The organism is Paenibacillus sp. 3LSP, from assembly GCF_032465655.1.
Lineage (GTDB): Bacteria > Bacillota > Bacilli > Paenibacillales > Paenibacillaceae > Fontibacillus > Fontibacillus barengoltzii.
Map to the genome: position 1 here is coordinate 40252 of NZ_JAWDJI010000059.1, position 16193 is coordinate 56444.

Annotated in this window: 17 protein-coding genes and 1 other annotated feature; of the genes, 14 read left to right on the forward strand and 3 right to left on the reverse strand. The window is 49.8% G+C overall.

Annotated elements, in window-relative coordinates; all coding sequences use genetic code 11:
• The first annotated feature begins 3 nt into the window (after nucleotides 1-3).
• The 8 genes from RW092_RS04375 (at nucleotide 4) to RW092_RS04410 (ending at nucleotide 8188) form a co-directional block, all read left to right on the forward strand.
• On the forward strand, nucleotides 4-633 hold the full coding sequence (locus tag RW092_RS04375) for a nucleoside recognition domain-containing protein (RefSeq protein WP_028538341.1): 630 nt from the start codon (nucleotides 4-6) through the stop codon (nucleotides 631-633).
• A gap of 6 nt (nucleotides 634-639) precedes the next feature.
• Nucleotides 640-1173, forward strand: coding sequence for a spore maturation protein (locus tag RW092_RS04380; protein ID WP_009225843.1), 534 nt, complete (start codon nucleotides 640-642; stop codon nucleotides 1171-1173).
• A 136-nt stretch (nucleotides 1174-1309) separates the two neighbouring features.
• A complete protein-coding gene (locus RW092_RS04385; RefSeq protein ID WP_036624368.1) occupies nucleotides 1310-2056 on the forward strand; it encodes a pseudouridine synthase in 747 nt (248 codons plus the stop codon).
• Between the two features lie 422 nt (nucleotides 2057-2478).
• Nucleotides 2479-3006 (forward strand): peroxiredoxin family protein, encoded by a 528-nt coding sequence (locus tag RW092_RS04390; RefSeq protein WP_016311761.1) that lies wholly within the window; start codon nucleotides 2479-2481, stop codon nucleotides 3004-3006.
• Nucleotides 3007-3028: 22 nt separating this feature from the next.
• Entirely contained in the window at nucleotides 3029-4702 is a 1674-nt protein-coding gene (resB, locus tag RW092_RS04395) for a cytochrome c biogenesis protein ResB (protein ID WP_028538339.1), read from the forward strand.
• Nucleotides 4699-5964 carry a cytochrome c biogenesis protein CcsA gene (gene ccsA, locus RW092_RS04400; protein ID WP_016311763.1) on the forward strand — a complete coding sequence of 422 codons (1266 nt, stop codon included), beginning with the start codon at nucleotides 4699-4701 and terminating at the stop codon, nucleotides 5962-5964. Before resB ends, ccsA begins: the two co-directional genes overlap by 4 nt.
• 67 nt (nucleotides 5965-6031) lie before the next feature.
• Nucleotides 6032-6748, forward strand: coding sequence for a response regulator transcription factor (locus tag RW092_RS04405; protein ID WP_009225848.1), 717 nt, complete (start codon nucleotides 6032-6034; stop codon nucleotides 6746-6748).
• Entirely contained in the window at nucleotides 6749-8188 is a 1440-nt protein-coding gene (locus RW092_RS04410) for an ATP-binding protein (protein ID WP_316009626.1), read from the forward strand.
• A 128-nt stretch (nucleotides 8189-8316) separates the two neighbouring features.
• Here the strand turns inward: RW092_RS04410 and serA are convergent, their stop codons facing one another.
• Together serA and RW092_RS04420 are read right to left on the reverse strand one after the other, a co-directional pair.
• Nucleotides 8317-9906 carry a phosphoglycerate dehydrogenase gene (gene serA, locus RW092_RS04415; protein WP_016311765.1) on the reverse strand — a complete coding sequence of 530 codons (1590 nt, stop codon included), beginning with the start codon at nucleotides 9904-9906 and terminating at the stop codon, nucleotides 8317-8319.
• Nucleotides 9907-10125: 219 nt separating this feature from the next.
• Nucleotides 10126-10353: a binding site (T-box leader), on the reverse strand.
• Nucleotides 10354-10534: 181 nt separating this feature from the next.
• On the reverse strand, nucleotides 10535-11452 hold the full coding sequence (locus RW092_RS04420; protein ID WP_316009627.1) for a hypothetical protein: 918 nt from the start codon (nucleotides 11450-11452) through the stop codon (nucleotides 10535-10537).
• Nucleotides 11453-11521: 69 nt separating this feature from the next.
• Between RW092_RS04420 and RW092_RS04425 the strand changes: the two genes are divergently transcribed.
• Together RW092_RS04425 and RW092_RS04430 are read left to right on the forward strand one after the other, a co-directional pair.
• Nucleotides 11522-12115, forward strand: coding sequence for a CPBP family intramembrane glutamic endopeptidase (locus tag RW092_RS04425; protein WP_036624372.1), 594 nt, complete (start codon nucleotides 11522-11524; stop codon nucleotides 12113-12115).
• Complete coding sequence (locus RW092_RS04430) at nucleotides 12112-12804, forward strand: hypothetical protein (protein ID WP_316009628.1); 693 nt, start codon at nucleotides 12112-12114, stop codon at nucleotides 12802-12804. The genes RW092_RS04425 and RW092_RS04430 overlap by 4 nt, the downstream gene beginning before the upstream one ends.
• Before the next feature lie 61 nt (nucleotides 12805-12865).
• Here the strand turns inward: RW092_RS04430 and RW092_RS04435 are convergent, their stop codons facing one another.
• Nucleotides 12866-13684, reverse strand: coding sequence for a polysaccharide deacetylase family protein (locus RW092_RS04435; RefSeq protein ID WP_316009629.1), 819 nt, complete (start codon nucleotides 13682-13684; stop codon nucleotides 12866-12868).
• 171 nt (nucleotides 13685-13855) lie between these two features.
• Here RW092_RS04435 and RW092_RS04440 point away from each other — a divergent pair, with 171 nt between their 5' ends.
• The 4 genes from RW092_RS04440 to RW092_RS04455 all read left to right on the forward strand — a co-directional run bounded on the left by RW092_RS04440 (nucleotide 13856) and on the right by RW092_RS04455 (nucleotide 16094).
• Nucleotides 13856-14251 carry a hypothetical protein gene (locus tag RW092_RS04440; protein WP_316009630.1) on the forward strand — a complete coding sequence of 132 codons (396 nt, stop codon included), beginning with the start codon at nucleotides 13856-13858 and terminating at the stop codon, nucleotides 14249-14251.
• 201 nt (nucleotides 14252-14452) lie between these two features.
• The gene (locus RW092_RS04445; RefSeq protein ID WP_016311771.1) at nucleotides 14453-15073 is read left to right on the forward strand and encodes a genetic competence negative regulator; all 621 of its coding nucleotides are present in this window, start codon (nucleotides 14453-14455) and stop codon (nucleotides 15071-15073) included.
• Nucleotides 15074-15159: 86 nt separating this feature from the next.
• Nucleotides 15160-15852 carry a glutamic-type intramembrane protease PrsW gene (gene prsW / locus RW092_RS04450; RefSeq protein WP_016311772.1) on the forward strand — a complete coding sequence of 231 codons (693 nt, stop codon included), beginning with the start codon at nucleotides 15160-15162 and terminating at the stop codon, nucleotides 15850-15852.
• An 89-nt stretch (nucleotides 15853-15941) separates the two neighbouring features.
• Nucleotides 15942-16094 (forward strand): hypothetical protein, encoded by a 153-nt coding sequence (locus tag RW092_RS04455; RefSeq protein WP_164744058.1) that lies wholly within the window; start codon nucleotides 15942-15944, stop codon nucleotides 16092-16094.
• The last annotated feature ends 99 nt before the right edge of the window (nucleotides 16095-16193 follow it).

Here is a 16193-nt window from a genome sequence, read left to right on the forward strand (position 1 = left end):
CGAATGGTCAACAAAATATGGCTTGCACTTATTTTGATTGGGTTTCTCTTTGCAGCTATTAAAGGGGATATCGGTACGGTGACGCAAGCGGCGTTTGACGGGGCTGCGACCGGCGTAACCGTATGCTTTGGATTAATCAGCGTGTTGGTGTTTTGGCTTGGGATCATGCGACTGGCGGAGGATTCTGGCCTGGTGAAGACGATCTCCAAGCTGCTTGGACCGATTGTTGCTTATTTGTTCCCCGACGTGCCGAAGAACCATCCGGCGATGGGGTATATTTTATCGAACATGAGCGCGAATTTACTTGGCCTTGGGAACGCAGCTACGCCGATGGGAATCCGCGCCATGCAGGCGTTGCAGGAGCTGAACCCAGACAAACAAACGGCCTCCCCGGCCATGTGTACCTTGCTGGCCCTGAACACTGCCAGCATTACGTTGATTCCCACCACGTTGATTGCGATCCGCATCAACTTCCATTCTGCGAATCCGGCAGAAATCGTGGGGTCGACGCTACTTGCGACAGCCATCGCCACCGGGGCGGCTATCATCGCCGATCGCTGGTATCGCAGACGGAACACGTATCGTACACCACCGCAGATCTCGGCGCCACCCGATATTTCGCTGAAAGGGTGAGGCATTTTGCTCGATTGGGTGAATCTTATTTCGGCTTGGGCCGTACCGGTGATGATTGCCTTTATTCCGCTTTATGCTTATTTCAAAAAAGTACCGGTCTATGAGTCGTTTGTCGACGGAGCGAAGGATGGGTTCTCAACCGCCATAGGGATCATCCCGCATCTGGTTGGCATGATGGTGGCGATCAGCGTGTTCCGCGCTTCCGGAGCGCTCGATTTCTTTGTTGGTTGGATGACGCCCTTTCTATCCTGGCTTCATGTTCCGCCGGAAGTGCTGCCGCTTGGGTTTCTTCGGCCTTTGACCGGGACGGGCTCATTGGCCTTTACAACTGACCTGATCAAAACCTATGGTCCAGATTCGATGATCGGCCGGATCGCTTCCACTATTCAAGGAAGTACCGATACAACGCTCTACGTTTTGACGGTGTATTTCGGGGCCGTGGGGATCCGGAACGGCCGTTATGCCTTAAAGGTTGGATTATTTTCGGATGTCGTTGGCTTTATCGCTGCGATCGTCGTTTGCTTGCTCTTATTCGGTTAAATAACTACATACCTTTTATGATCGTTGAACCGCCTGCAGCACTTCGCTGATGGGGCGGTTTTTGCGGTTTATGGGGGCTGCTATTGTGATTTTTCCATGAGGTGGGTATCATGTGTATGAGGTGACTAATGCAAATATGGAAAGATTACAGAAAATTTTGGCCGCTGCCGGTGTGGCATCGCGCCGTAAATGCGAGGAATTAATTCTAAGCGGCAAGGTTCAAGTCAATGGTGAGACCGTTACGACGCTGGGCACGAAAGCTGATCCGTCCGTGGACGTGATTACCGTTGAGGGCAAGCCAATCGGCGCGGAGAAGAAGCTGTACCTGATGTTCAATAAACCGAAAGGCGTCATCACGAGCGCTTCCGATCCCCAAGGCCGGAAAATCGTCACCGATTACTTAAAAGGAATCAAGGAGCGGGTTTATCCAGTAGGCCGGCTCGACTACGATACGGAAGGTCTACTGCTGCTGACCAATGACGGCGAATTTGCGCATTTGCTGACGCATCCAAAGCATCATGTACCGAAGACGTATCTGGCAACGGTCAAAGGGGTACCGCATGGTACCGCGCTGGACAAGCTGAAGCAAGGTGTGATGCTGGAGGATGGGATGACGGCACCAGCCGAGGTCGAGTACTATGACATTGACCCGGAGGAGAAGTACGCAACCATCTCGATCACGATTCATGAGGGCCGAAACCGTCAAGTGCGCCGCATGTTTGATGCAATTTCGCACCCGGTGACACGGCTCAAGCGAATTTCTTTTGGTGATTTGGTTCTGGGCAACCTCAAACGCGGTCTGTACCGCCATTTAACCAAAGAAGAAGTCGACAGCCTCTACAAACTCGCTCGCACTACTACTCCCCACACTCCTAAGCGCTAGAAATGTGGTGAATCGTGGTAAAGAAGCGGTGAATTTGAAGATGAAGCAACTGTAGATTTTAAGGAACGATCAGTATCCGTTGACCTTCATAAGAGTGGAAAATGGCATAGTGTGAAATGATTCTGGAGAAACGGCAGTGGTCGCCTTTGTGAGCGGATTTCACCCTTAGTATGAGTTTAGGATATCAATGAAATCCGCGAGCAACAGCGATCGTAAGAACATTTCACACGTCGCCCCAACCCATGAGCTCCTTAGTTCAATCTGAAATTATCCATCCGAAGATATCCCCCTCATTTCTTGCGCGTCACATAATATTCATATTTCCCCGGGCTGAAACTGCGGCATTTTTCGTTATAATGTTCATAGAGTGTTCACGAATTGTTCAACACTTCATGACAATTTTCATAGAAAGGAAGTTAACTATGGGGAAGGCGAGACGGCCGATCCAAATCGTCATCTTGCTGTTGATCGTCATCCTGGGCGGATATGCGATCGGGACTGCAGTGTCCGGCGGTGAGGCCGATAAACCTAAGCAAGGCGGGAATCCGCCGGCGTTTAAACTGCTCGGTTTGGATGGACAGGTACATACGTTAGACGACTATAAGGGCAAATCGGTGGTCTTAAACTTTTGGGCTACCTGGTGCACCTATTGCGTCAAAGAAATGCCTGCATTACAAGCCCAATGGGAAAAATGGCGCGATCAAGGCGTCGTCGTTCTAGGCATCAACACGGGCGAAGACGAGATGACCGTACAAAATTTCGTCAAGCAGACAGGTGTGGATTTTCCCATTTTATATGATTCCAACAATACGACAACGCGCGATTACGGCATCGTGCCGATGCCAACGACGTTCTTTATCGGCAAGAACGGCAAAATTACCTCCATTCATCAAGGCGAGCTGAATTTGGATACGTTGGATGACCAAATCAGGCAGCTGGTGGGGCTTTGACGTCGAGAGGAGGACATAATCGGTGATTGAAAACACAAAATGTGAATGCGGCCACCAGAACCGGGTGGGGACCGTATTGTGCGAAGCCTGCGGCAAACCGCTGCTTGAGGAGGATCAGCAGCAGGGCGGGCTTTTGGAGATGCGTTATGACGGGGTTGCTCGGCGCTCGCAGCGGGCCAATCCCAATTTTATTGATCGGGTCTGGAACTTCTTCTCCTCCGTCAAGGTCGCGATTTATTTGATCATCATCACCTTGATTGGTGCGATGTTAGGGACGATCTTCGAGCAGGAGAGCAACTTCATTAATTTTGACCCTTCAACCTATTACAAGAACAAGTATGGAACGATCGGCGAGATTTATTACCGACTGGGTTTGTCCCATACGTATGAGTCCTGGTGGTTTATTCTGCTGCTGGTGATGATCGGTGCTTCGCTTGTCATCTGCAGTCTGGATCGGGTGCTTCCGCTTTACAAAGCGCTTTCAAAACAGAAAGTGCGCAAGCATCTGGCTTTCCTCACCCGTCAGAAAATCGTGTATCAAGGGGAAATCAATGAAGATGGCGAGGAATGGGTGCAACGTGCCGTTCAACCGCTGCGGAAGAAGCATTACCGGGTTTATACAGATGGCAGCGCCTTGCTGGCAGAGAAACAGCGGTTTAGCCGCTGGGGCCCTTACATTATTCATATCGGGCTGATCGTTTTTCTCTTGGCGGTACTGTTCCGCGGATTGCCGGGGCTGCATCTGGACAAACATTACTGGTTCCCTGAAGGCGAAATTACGCATATTCCCGATACGAACCTTTATTTGAAAAACGAGAAGTTTTCGGTTGAATATTACAGCGAGGACGAAATGTCCGAGGATTTTAAAGCGAGAGGGAAGGTCGTACCTAAGCTGTTTGAAACCCAAGCCGTGCTGTATGAATGTACAGCGGATTGCGACGATCCTTCCAAAGAGCCGCAGCTTCGCGAAGTCAAGCGACATGCTATTCGGGTGAACGATCCGCTCAGTTACAAAGGACTACAAGCGTATCAATTTGATTTTGATCTCACCCCGAAGCTTAGATCGGTGCAGCCCGCTTTAGTAGATGTCAAGACCGGAGAATCCTACGGCAAGTTCAAATTGGACATGAGAAATCCAGAGCGTGAGTATAAAGTAGGCCCTTACCGGTTAACGCTGCAAAATAAGTATATGGATTTTTCCCTGAACGACGAGGGAAAGCCGGTATCCATTTCCGGCGAGCCGAACGCGCCTGCCTTTTTATTTTTGATCAAAGGACCGGATCTTCCGGAGGATGGCGCACAGTACATTTATTTCCCTAAACAGATTGACAAGGAGCGGTTCCAGCAAGATGCGATTAACGAGCAGCTTGGAGGCGTGCAATCGAAGCTGCGGCTGGACGTCCTTGGGATGGAAGACGTCGACTTTATCGAAGCGTCCAGTTATTTGAACATCCGGGTCGACCGGGCGATGCCGTTCGTTTGGGTGGGCCTTGGGATCGTGATGCTTGGACTGGTCATTGGATTTTACTGGCAGCATCGCCGCATCTGGCTGCGTGTTGATGGCCGCCAGCTGACGCTGGGCGGACATACGACCAAGAATTGGTTTGGCATGCGCCGCGAAGTTTCCGCATTCCTCCAATCGATGGGGGTTGAAGCGGATGAGAAGTCATTGGAAAATAGGGGGAAACATCCATGAACTTTTTGGAAATCAGCAGAGTCGCATTTATGACGGCCTTTTTGCTTTATTGTGCGGCTTTTATTTTTTATGTGGTGGCTGTAACCGGCAAGACGTGGCGCAATCGCGACCCGAAGCGCCATGAGAAAAAATGGGGACGCATTTCATTTGCCGTTTCCTCGCTTGGGTTGCTCTCGCATTTTGTCTATTGCGGAACCCGCTGGGCGTACAGCGGACATGTACCCGTCAGCAACATGTACGAATTTATGACGTTCTTGTCTATGATGATTATGGTGGCTTTCACCATCGTTTTTATCATTTATCGCAAAATATTACTGGGAATGTTCGCCCTCCCGCTGGCGATTATTATTATGGCGTACGCTGCGGTATTCCCGCGGGACGTTCAGCCGTTGATTCCATCGCTGCGTTCCATTTGGCTTTATATCCACGTGACGCTGGCGGCTACCGGCGAGGCGTTCTTCGCCGTTGGTTTTGTGGCCGGGTTGATGTACCTGCTGCGGGCCGTTGATTTTAAGGCGACGGACAAGGCAGGCCGCCGTCAAAAATGGTGGGTTGAATTTACGCTTTTTTCTATTATTATAGTATTGGGCTTCATTGTTTCCGTCTTTGCCTTCCGGGCAGCCGGATATGAAGCTGTGTTCGTACAAAATCAGACAACGATTGACACCCAAGTGGAGCAGAATAGTACAATAGAAGATAAAGAAGTTTATAATCTGCCACCGATCGTTGGTCCGCATCAAAGTGAGCCGGAGCACATTCAGCCGTTCCTCGGGATGAAGAAGCCTTTGTTTGATGCACCTTCCTGGATGAGAGGGGAAACGGCCGGCCGTAAACTGAATACAATAATTTGGGCAATACTAACAGGTATCGTGCTTTATTTGCTGCTCCGGTTAATCTTGCGTAAGCCGCTTGGCACCGCGTTATCTCCTGCAGTACGGGGCATCGACCCAGATGATTTGGATGAGATCAGTTACCGGGCAATTGCGATCGGATTTCCCATCTTTACGCTGGGGGCGCTCATATTTGCCATGATCTGGGCGCAGCAGGCTTGGGGCAGATTCTGGGGTTGGGATCCGAAGGAAGTATGGGCGCTGATTACCTGGCTATTTTACAGTGCTTACCTCCACTTGCGCTTATCGCGCGGCTTCCAGGGACGCAAGTCTTCGTGGCTGGCTGTACTTGGATTTCTTGTGGTGATGTTTACGCTGGTTGGGGTAAATCTGATCATAGCGGGGCTGCACTCTTACGCGGGTACCGATTAACTCAGGCAATAATACCATATGGACTGCTCAACTGATTGGGTAAGATGATGAAGGGGTTGTTGTTAAAATGTCAGATCAAGCAAACCGCATTCTGGTAGTCGATGACGAGGAGCGGATTCGCCGGCTGCTAAAGATGTACTTGGAAAAAGAAGGCTACGAAATCGATGAAGCCGAGGATGGAGAGACTGCCCTGAAGTTGGCGACTTCCAACGACTATGGTTTGATCTTGCTCGACGTCATGCTTCCGGGGATTGACGGGGTCGAGGTCTGTAATCGATTGAGACAAGTTAAAGCAACACCGGTACTGATGCTGACGGCCAAGGGCGAGGAAATTAACCGTGTACAGGGCTTTGAAGTTGGAGCGGACGATTACGTCGTGAAGCCGTTCAGCCCACGCGAGGTCATCTATCGGGTCAAAGCGATCATGCGCCGTGCTTCCGCTACGGCTTATTTGACGAAGGAAAGCGGAACTAGCAACAATATTGTGTTCCCTCATCTCGTGATTGAACATGATGCCCATCGGGTAACTGCTAACGGGCAGGAGGTCAGCTTGACTCCCAAGGAGTATGAACTGCTGCATTATCTGGCTGTTTCGCCGGATAAGGTGTTTTCCCGGGAAGAGTTACTGAAGGATGTATGGAACTACGAGTTTTTCGGTGATTTGCGTACGGTGGATACCCATGTGAAACGGCTTCGGGAGAAGTTGAACAAGGTGTCGCCGGAGTCCGCTGCGATGATCACGACCGTATGGGGCGTCGGATACAAGCTGGAGGTTCCAAAGTAAGTGAACTTCTGGAGAACGCTCGTTGGTAAGCTGTGGATTACGATTATTTGCTTGGTAGCTTGCGTCCTGATGTTAATGGGACTGTTCCTGCTGCCTTACATCGATACGAACTTTACAAACTCCGGAGCGGTCAAACGGTTATTTGTGATCGTCGCAATGATCGGGTTTTCGCTCACAACGTTTTTTGCTTTGTTTCTGTTCACGAAGATTACACAGCCGATGCAGCAGCTGATTCGGGCTGCGGATTCGGTGCGCAAAGGCAAATACGACACGCGTCTGTCTCTGCGCACGAGTGATGAAATCGGTGAGCTTGCCATCACGTTTAACCATATGGCGGAAGAACTGGAAAATACGATCCGCAGCTTAAAGCACGAGAAGGAACATCTTTCCAGTGTGCTTAGAAGCATGAATGATGCGGTAATTACGTTGGACCGCGAGGGTGCTGTCATTTTAACCAACCCGCCGGGTGATCGGTTATTACAGCTTTGGGGAGATCTGACAGAGGAGAGCGAGGAAGAAATACCTGCCTCTGCTAACGAAAAACAGATGGTACCGAAGCCGCTCTTTCCGTTATTCCGTCGTTTGCTTGATCAAGAGAGCGACCAGAAGATGAACGTCCACGTTATGAAAGGGGTATGGTCCGTACATATGGCGCCGCTGTCCTCAGACGGTGAGGTTCGCGGAGCCGTTGCCGTACTTCGGGATGTAACCGAAGAAGTGAACTTGGAGAAGATGCGCCGCGATTTCGTGGCGAACGTGTCTCATGAAATTCGGACCCCGCTCTCGATGATGCAAGGGTACAGTGAAGCGCTGCTTGACGGTATGGCTTCTTCGCCGGAAGAGAGCGCGGAGCTCGCCCAAGTTATTTATGAAGAGTCCCTGCGGATGGGACGGCTCGTTCGTGATTTGTTAGACTTGGCTCGGATGGAGGCAGGTCATACGGATATGGTTATGCGCAGGGTCGACTTTCGTGAGTTGGCAGAGAGGGTGGACCGCAAATTTCAGGTCCGAGCCAAGGATAACGGGGTTGAGCTTGTGTTGGAGCTGGAAGACGGGGAGCTGCAGCTGCAAGCCGATGAAGACCGTTTGGAACAGGTGCTGACCAATTTGCTGGACAATGCTTTCCGGCATACGCCGGAAGGAGGGAAGGTGACGGTCAAGGCTTCCATGGAAACCGGCGAAATGGGCAAGCAGCTTCACGTCGCCGTATCGGATACCGGTGTAGGCATTCCGAGCGAAGATTTACGGTATATCTTCGACCGCTTCTATAAAGCCGACAAAGCACGGGTTCGCGGTGAGAACGGCGGGACGGGATTAGGTCTTTCGATCGTCAAAAATATCATCGCAGCTCATCAAGGTTCCATTTGGGCCGATAGTGAAATTGGCAAGGGCACCGTATTTCACTTTCTGCTTCCTGTCGAATCGGGACAAACTACGTAATCACAAAAAAACATCCTTCGCGAAGAAGGATGTTTTTTTGTTGAATGCCGCAGATAAATCTTGTTCATCGTGGAACAATGATTGATCTGACGGCGGAATGAATATTCGTGATCTCGTGGTTCGCGCCGTTACGCGAAAATGATATGTTGGGCTTTATTGATTTCCGGAAGCTTCGTCAAATCGTCCAGAACTTCCTTCGTTACGGTTTTATCCACAGTGAGTACCATGATTGCTTCACCGCCAACCAGCTTACGTCCAACCTGCATGGAGGCGATGTTGACATCGTTCTTCCCAAGCAAGGTACCCACATGCCCGATGATCCCCGGTTTGTCGTTGTGCGAGATAAAGATGAGGTGGCCTTCTGGCGCGACGTCAACCGGGAACTTGTCGATTTGCACAATCCGTGCACCGTAACCGTTCAGCAGCGTACCTGCGACCCGGCGCTCCGTTCCGTCCTGAGCCTTGAGAGTCACGGAAATCAGGTTGGTGAAGCCCTTGGTAGCCGAGGCTTGCGATACCACGACATTAATGTCGCGGACCTTCGCGAGGTGCATCGAGTTAACGATATTCACGTCGTTGCCGAAATGACGGGACAGCACGCCTTTGATAATGTAACGAGTCAGTGGCTGCGTATCCACTTCCGCCAGGTCACCGGCATAATCCACATGGATTTCTTTGACGGCCTGATTGTTCAGCTGGGACAGGAAGACCCCAATTTTCTCACCAAGCCCGAAATAAGGCTGCAGCTTGTTCATGACGCTGGCTGCAACCGGCGGCATATTCACCGCATTTTTAAACGGTTCGTTGCGCAGGATATGAAGCACTTGCTCGGAGACGTCGATGGCCACGTTCTCTTGAGCTTCCACGGTAGAAGCACCAAGGTGCGGTGTCACAATGATCTTCGGATGATGAAGGAACGGGTGATCCGCTTCCGGCGGCTCTTTCTCAAATACGTCGAAGGCAGCCCCAGCTACGATGCCTTGATCAATGGCTTCCACCAGCGCCAACTCATCAATGATACCGCCGCGGGCGCAGTTGATGATGCGCATGCCTTTCTTCATCACTTCAAATTGCGGACGGGCGATCATATGCTTCGTCTCTGGCGTGAGCGGCGTATGAACAGTAATAAAGTCCGCATTCCGGATGATTTCGTCCACCGTGGCTAGCTTCACGCCCAGCTTCTCCGCCCGATCTTCAGTAAGGAAAGGGTCGTAGCCGAGAATGTCCATGCCAAACGCTTTGGCGCGCTTCGCAACCTCGCTGCCGATCCGGCCCATCCCCAACACGCCCAACGTTTTGTTGCGCAGCTCGACGCCAAGGAATTTGCGATCCCATTCGCCTTTGATCGTCTTCGCATAGGCTTGCGGAATATGACGGGCCAGCGCCATCATCATGGCAAAGGCATGTTCACAAGTCGTAATCGTATTGCCGTCCGGAGCATTAATGACAATAATTCCGCGTTTCGTCGCCGCTTCCAGATCGATGTTGTCGACCCCAACCCCAGCACGGCCGATAACTTTCAAGCGGGTTCCAGCTTCCATGATTTTCTCGGTGACTTTCGTTTGGCTGCGGACCAGGAGACCGTCATATTGCGGAATAATCTGCACCAATTCATCTTCGCTGAGACCTGGCTTCTTATCGACCTCAACGTCGGCTGCATCCATCAGCTGCTGAATCCCCAAGTCGCTGATCGGATCCGATACTAAAACTTTAAACATGTTGATTTGACCCTCCTAAAAGTTTTATATAGCAAGGCCTCCTTGAAAGACAGCAAGTGTGGCTATCTTCGGAAGCATAAGCTGATGTGGTTAAGTTGAGTTTCTTCATTGACGCTGTGCCCGATTACCGCACCAAAGAATAAGGTACCAAGGACGCCTGGGAGGCAGTTGGCGTCGCTAAATAAATCAAAAACTCTCAATCCGCACACTACTTCCGTAGTAAGGGACGAGAGTTATTCGTGGTACCACCCTAATTCGCTGCCCCTTCGCAGAAAGCAGCCTCAGTTGTCATTGCTGACAAGAACGATAACGGGTTCACCGGCTACGCCTACTTTCATTTCGACGCAGCGACTCAGGAGCGCTAAAGCCATTCGTTCCGCTGCCGGTTTGCAGCACCACCGACTCTCTGGAAGCTTTCCGAAGGCTTCTTTCCTTCAAAGTGTTTCATGAGATGTAATTTTTCATAATGTAACACGGGCCTTGGCCAAGTGTCAACACTAACCTGAACATTTTTACAAAGTTAGGTGTTTGTCGTTCGGATTTTGCCCAAACTTGAATCCCTCTAAAATTTTGGTTATGATTTTACTAATGTCGAAAAGCGTCTTTTAACGGCGGACAGCGAAAGAGCTTAGTACTCCGCAAAGAACGGCAACTCCGGCAACGATTCGGAGGCGTAATACGTTGACTTCCATTTTACAAATTCTTTGCTCTTCACGGCATCCGTTTCAATTAAAACCTTAACAATGGAGCCGATGGAGTTCAATTGAAGCGCCTCAGCTTTTCCGCTGCTGATTAACTGATCAATCTTGGCCGTGAAGTCCTGCGGCAAATAGGATACATAAAGCTGCTCGTTCACCATCATATCGGTGACGGCTTTGTTTTTTACCGCAAGCGTATAACCGGACCATTCTTTAGTTCCGATGTTCTCTTTGTATGTATAGTCAGCAGAAACGCCGCTCTTGGTTTTAGCGGTCCATTTCAGCATCGAGGCATAATATTTCTTTTGCGCCTGCAGCCCGTACTTTTTGGCGTTTACCGTGAACTCATCTTGATTGACGATTTTGGCGAGTTCCATGCCTTTTCTGTTTCCTGCCTTAGATTTGATCTGGTCCATGCTTTCCTCAAACAGCTTCAGGCTCTTTAAATAGTCGGTCTGGGCCTCCTTAAGCAACGGGGAGGAGTCGGCAATGGAATGTACGGCAATTTGCTCATAGCTGGCTTTAGCTTGATCACGGATGTCTTTCAGCTTATCCGATGATACCGACTTGGAACTGTGGGTGATGTCTTCGATCAGCGTGAGATAATTTTCTTTAAATTGCTGATACGGCTGAAAAACCACATAGTAAAATGTGACCAAATCCTGTTGCTGGTAGGAGGTTTCGTTTTCCTCTCGAATCGTGATCGCTTTGAGATTCGCGTATTTGGCTTCCGTCTTGTCGATGCCAAGATTAAGTCCAAGAAAGAACGTCCCAAACGCAGTAATCAGCAAGGCGAGAAATCCGAGTGAGAACAGCATCTCAAATTTGGTGTTATTTTTCCGAATCATACTTATGCTCCTTACTATATTGGTTTGAATGCGTTAAAATATTATAAAGGACAGGGTTTGACAAAAACTATGAAAAAGTTCAAATTGCGCGATGTAAAAATACAAAAAGTCGACCCCGGTCAGTTAAACGATCGATTGTTGCTCATTAATTTATATCTCACGCAAGGGCTTACATTACTTATCGGTCTTGTGATCTTGTTATTTCAGAAAAGAAACCCATTTCACCTGTTCCAATTTCCGAATAGTGTCGAATTTGTGTACTGGGGAGCAGGATTTGCTGCGGTGATGTTCGGAGCGGATATGCTTTTGTCCCGGTTCATCTCGGAGGAAAGTATGGATGATGGGGGCATTAATTCCCTGCTCTTCCGTCATCGACCGATTTGGCATATCGTCGTGATTTCGGCGGTTGTTGCCGTCTGCGAGGAGCTGTTGTTCCGTGGGGCAATCCAGTATGGGCTGGGTTCGTATTGGACGAGCATCCTGTTTGCAGCGATCCATGTCCGGTATCTTCGGCATTGGATTCCGACGGCATGGGTGTTTGCAAGCAGCTACGGCCTCGGATTCATTTATGTTCAAACGGGGACGCTTTGGGCGCCGATCTTATGTCACTTCTTGATCGATCTCGTATCAGGCCTGGTGATTAAATTTCGGAGGGAGTCATGAACGAGCATTTAAGCCGATTGGACCGATATGGTCAGCAAAATCGAACGAAGCAAAGTGCTTCCATACAATCGCGGAATCTGGCCTCCGGGATGGCGGCGGCTGAACTCAAGCCGGAACCTGCGGCGGTGAATGCCGAACCGACGTATGCCGCTGTCCGATCCCGGAGCAGCTTAAAGGTGGAGCCGTTTCCCCTGATCGCGGATGAGGAGCGTTACGCAACACCTGTTAAGAAGAAGCCGGTCATTGGCGATGAGACGATGGTTCGGCTGCTGATTCCGCGTAAATCGGAGGAGCCGGTTCGGCAAGGGACGGAGACGCTTCCAGCGGCAACGGAGCCGACATCTCCCAAGACGGTTGCGGCGGATGATAATAAGTTTGAGTCTGCGGCGGTTGCAGCATTGGCGAAACTTAAAGAGCCGGTTCAGCGACCATCCCATTCAACGAAGGGTTCTCCACCTCGGAGTGAACTCGACCATTTTGGGGATGAGCAGGGGCCATTATCAACCATGCTGGAAGAAGAACCCGATTTGGCTAAGCTGCCTACGCGCAAGGAGTTATATCCGTCACAACGTGTTAAAATGACCCGGTGGTTTTATAATTCGCTTCTTTATGCTTTTGTTATTATTTTGATTTATCTGTTATGGTGGGGCTTAAGCGATTCGCCGTGGGGAAAAAGCCATGGATTATAAAAACAGGTTGCAACATTAAAACCGTCAGGAAATCTCCTGACGGTTTTTTTTGGATTCAAAATTATTTTGATGATTCGGCATCCGCAGGTTCAGGAGCCGGTCCGATAGTTCGAGGGTCAACGAAGCCGTACCCTTTCTGTTCCAGTTGGGTGAGCAATTCATCCAGTGCCTCAACAGTCCAAGGAAGCTCGTGCATCAAGATATTGCTTCCAGCGTGAAGCTGTTCGAGCACATTGGCGATGACCGCCTCGGGCTTGTTTTTGTTTTTGCTGTCCCAGTCAAGAGATCCGTTGGACCAAGTCATGTAGATGAGCTCATTGTCGTCTGCGATTTGATGCGTTGTATCGTTCCCTGAACCGAAGGGAGGACGGAAGAAACGCGGGGCTTCGCCAATCGTTTCCTTTACGATACTTTGCACATCTTCAATTTGCTTGCGCATATTCGCAGCGGACTCTTTCTTTAAATCGATGTGATCCCAGCTGTGGTTGCCGATGATCTGCCCGCGCTCATGGATCAGCTGCAGCAGCTCGGGATGGGCTTTAACCCGATATCCGTTAACGAAGAAGATCGCTTTGGCCTGGTGTTTATCCAACGTATCGATCAGTCCGTCAATCATTTCCTTCTCCTTCGGCCCGTCGTCAAACGTCAGGAGAACCACCTTCTTGTTCACAGTGTCATCATTTGGCACTACGTTATATGCCTTATTAATGTGGTACAGCAGGGGAGGGGCAGCCGTTTCGGTTGAGGTTGGCTCATCATCTGAAGGGTCCTCAGGCTGCAGGTCTACCTGACCGGATTCATTGGTGCCATCGTTGGTGCCATCCGGTGCGGTTACTTCGGAAGATGCGTTGGTGTTTTGGTTAGATGTGGTTGGTGTCATGGTTGCATCAGTTTGGCCGCATGAGCTAAGAATAAGACAAGCGGCGGCGATGGGCAGGAGTTTCTTGTGGAGCAAAGAAGTCAACTCGCTTTCCTGTATTTATGCCGCATGAGTTCAAGGAAATCCGCGAACACTACAGATGATTTTAACATAACCAAGGAGGTTTTTTACGTGAAATCTTCCTCATTTTTAGGCGGTTTATTGGTTGGTGTCTTCGCCGCGATGTGGGCTTCGCGACGGAAGCAAAGCCTGATGTCCGTGATGAGCGGTGCAGGCTCGGCCCTGAAGTTTGCAGGGATGACCTCGAAGCGTAACGACAGCCCTACCGAAGATATTTCAGCAGCGCTGAAAACAGAGGATACAGGGTCTGCATCTGTCACAAAGGCTAAAGGGGCAGACAACGCCCAGGTGTATCCCAGTTCCGGCACGGTATCAACGTCCGGTTCGAATCATTCGAAGGAATACAGTCTGAAGCAGCTGACCGACTTCATTAAAGGCGATCCGGATGTGCGCCGTGAAGTTGAGAACATTCTCAAAGAGGCGAAAACCCCGGTTCCAGGGTTGTAATTCGACTCAAACCCCCATTCCAAGAGTCATTTTCTGCCCCCTTGACAGGGCCGCAGAAAATGATTCTTTTTTGTTCTATTTTAAAGCGTGCATTTAGATAAAATAAGTGATAACATACATACAAAGAACCATTTTCAGCACACTTGACAGCAGGTTTCATAATCTGTTTTATAACAACGTATAGAGAGAGGAGGATCCTGTATGAAGATAGAAAGACTAGGCCAGGATAAGATACGGATTTTCCTCACGTTTGACGATTTAAGCGAACGCGGTATACAGAAAGAGGACATGTGGCAGGAGATTCCCAAAGTCCATGACCTGTTCACTGAAATGATGGATCAGGCTTATAATGAAGTGGGCTTTGACGCCACCGGGCCATTGGCTGTGGAAGTGTTCGCCCTTCCTGCACAAGGAATGGTCGTCATCGTTACGCGCGGCAAATACGATCACCATCAACATGGGATCGGCTCGCCTTATGAGGATGAACTGCCGGAAGAAGTTTATGAGATGGAAGTTACGCTGGAGCAAAGCGATACGATTCTGTATTCCTTTGACGATTTCGAGAATGTAATCGAAGCGGCACACGTGCTGAAGTCGATGCTTCACGAAGCCGGCAGACTGTATAAATATAATGGGAAATGGGTTCTTCAGCTGGAGCCGGAGGAAATTGAGGATGGCAAACATCCTGCTCTGATCGCAGTATTAGCTGAATTCGGCGAAGCGACATCCGTAACGACGGCGATGCTGGAGGAGTACGGGCAATTAATCATGGCTGATCATGCGGTGGATACGATTTGCAACCACTTCAAACGCCAGGATTGATGACGTCTCGTATGAAGGCAGACCCATGTCAAATCAGAAGAGAGAGAGACAAAGAACGGAAGCAGCCAATAAGGGGGGGATAACCGTTGCTCTTTTTCTCGATTTTAAGCGCAGCGGTTGCTCCCGGGATTGCACTGCTTACGTATTTTTATCTCAAGGACAAGTATGATGCGGAACCGCTGCATATGGTCATCAAGGTGTTTTTGCTTGGTTTCTTGATCGTATTGCCGGTCCTGATCATCCAGCGAGGGTTAACGATGTGGCTGGGTGAAGGACCGCTGGTTACAGCTTTTGGCATTTCGGCCGGTGTGGAGGAAGTGCTGAAGTGGTTCGTATTGTTTCATATGATTTACAACCATACCGAATTTGATGAGCCGTATGATGGAATATTATATGCGGCGGCCATTTCATTGGGATTCGCAACGGTTGAGAATGTATTGTACGCTTTTGCGAGTCACGCTTCGATTGGCACCATGCTCGTTCGAGCTCTGCTCCCCGTATCGGGCCATGCGATGTTCGGCGTGATGATGGGGTACTATCTGGGGCGGGCTAAATTCTCGAGCGGCGGGCAATCTCGAAAGTTCCTGATTTTTTCGTTAGCTTTCCCGCTGTTCTGGCATGGGGTATACGATTGGATTCTTAACAATACGACGCAGTATTGGATTTGGTTTATCGTCCCCCTCATGGCTTTCCTCTGGTATGGAGGGCTCGGGAAGATGTATCGGGCCAACAACCGTTCCCCGTTCCGTTTAACGCCGGGGGCGAAGGGGCAAGATTAATTTGCTTTAGAATAGGGCATCCTGATTCTAACATTTGCATGTCTACGCCAAGGTAGGCTGCAGGATCGTTAGAAAGGGGTGCCTTTTTCGTGCGCGTCAAGGTGCGAATTACTTGTAAAGCGTGCGGCGAGCGGTTTGTGTTACGCGGCAAAAAAGAGCGCGACCATATTGAAACCGGCTTTAAGCAATGCCTATGTAATAATCAGCATGACTTTGAGATCGAAGAAGAAGCGATACAGTAAGGAACCGGCTGTACTCAAAATCAGACATCGACTAGGCGTGAATGGGAGATATCTTTTTGAACTACCGTTCTAAATAGAGGTTCAATTAGTGGGTTTGAG

Bases quoted from the DNA above. Each gene is read 5' to 3' on its own strand.
- RW092_RS04425 (WP_036624372.1), top strand. From the start codon at position 11,522: ATGAAAAAGTTCAAATTGCGCGATGTAAAAATACAAAAAGTCGACCCC.
- serA (WP_016311765.1), bottom strand. From the start codon at position 9,906: ATGTTTAAAGTTTTAGTATCGGATCCGATCAGCGACTTGGGGATTCAG.
- RW092_RS04430 (WP_316009628.1), top strand. From the start codon at position 12,112: ATGAACGAGCATTTAAGCCGATTGGACCGATATGGTCAGCAAAATCGA.
- RW092_RS04445 (WP_016311771.1), top strand. From the start codon at position 14,453: ATGAAGATAGAAAGACTAGGCCAGGATAAGATACGGATTTTCCTCACG.
- RW092_RS04435 (WP_316009629.1), bottom strand. From the start codon at position 13,684: ATGACACCAACCACATCTAACCAAAACACCAACGCATCTTCCGAAGTA.
- ccsA (WP_016311763.1), top strand. From the start codon at position 4,699: ATGAACTTTTTGGAAATCAGCAGAGTCGCATTTATGACGGCCTTTTTG.
- RW092_RS04405 (WP_009225848.1), top strand. From the start codon at position 6,032: ATGTCAGATCAAGCAAACCGCATTCTGGTAGTCGATGACGAGGAGCGG.
- RW092_RS04385 (WP_036624368.1), top strand. From the start codon at position 1,310: ATGGAAAGATTACAGAAAATTTTGGCCGCTGCCGGTGTGGCATCGCGC.
- RW092_RS04375 (WP_028538341.1), top strand. From the start codon at position 4: ATGGTCAACAAAATATGGCTTGCACTTATTTTGATTGGGTTTCTCTTT.
- RW092_RS04420 (WP_316009627.1), bottom strand. From the start codon at position 11,452: ATGATTCGGAAAAATAACACCAAATTTGAGATGCTGTTCTCACTCGGA.
- RW092_RS04390 (WP_016311761.1), top strand. From the start codon at position 2,479: ATGGGGAAGGCGAGACGGCCGATCCAAATCGTCATCTTGCTGTTGATC.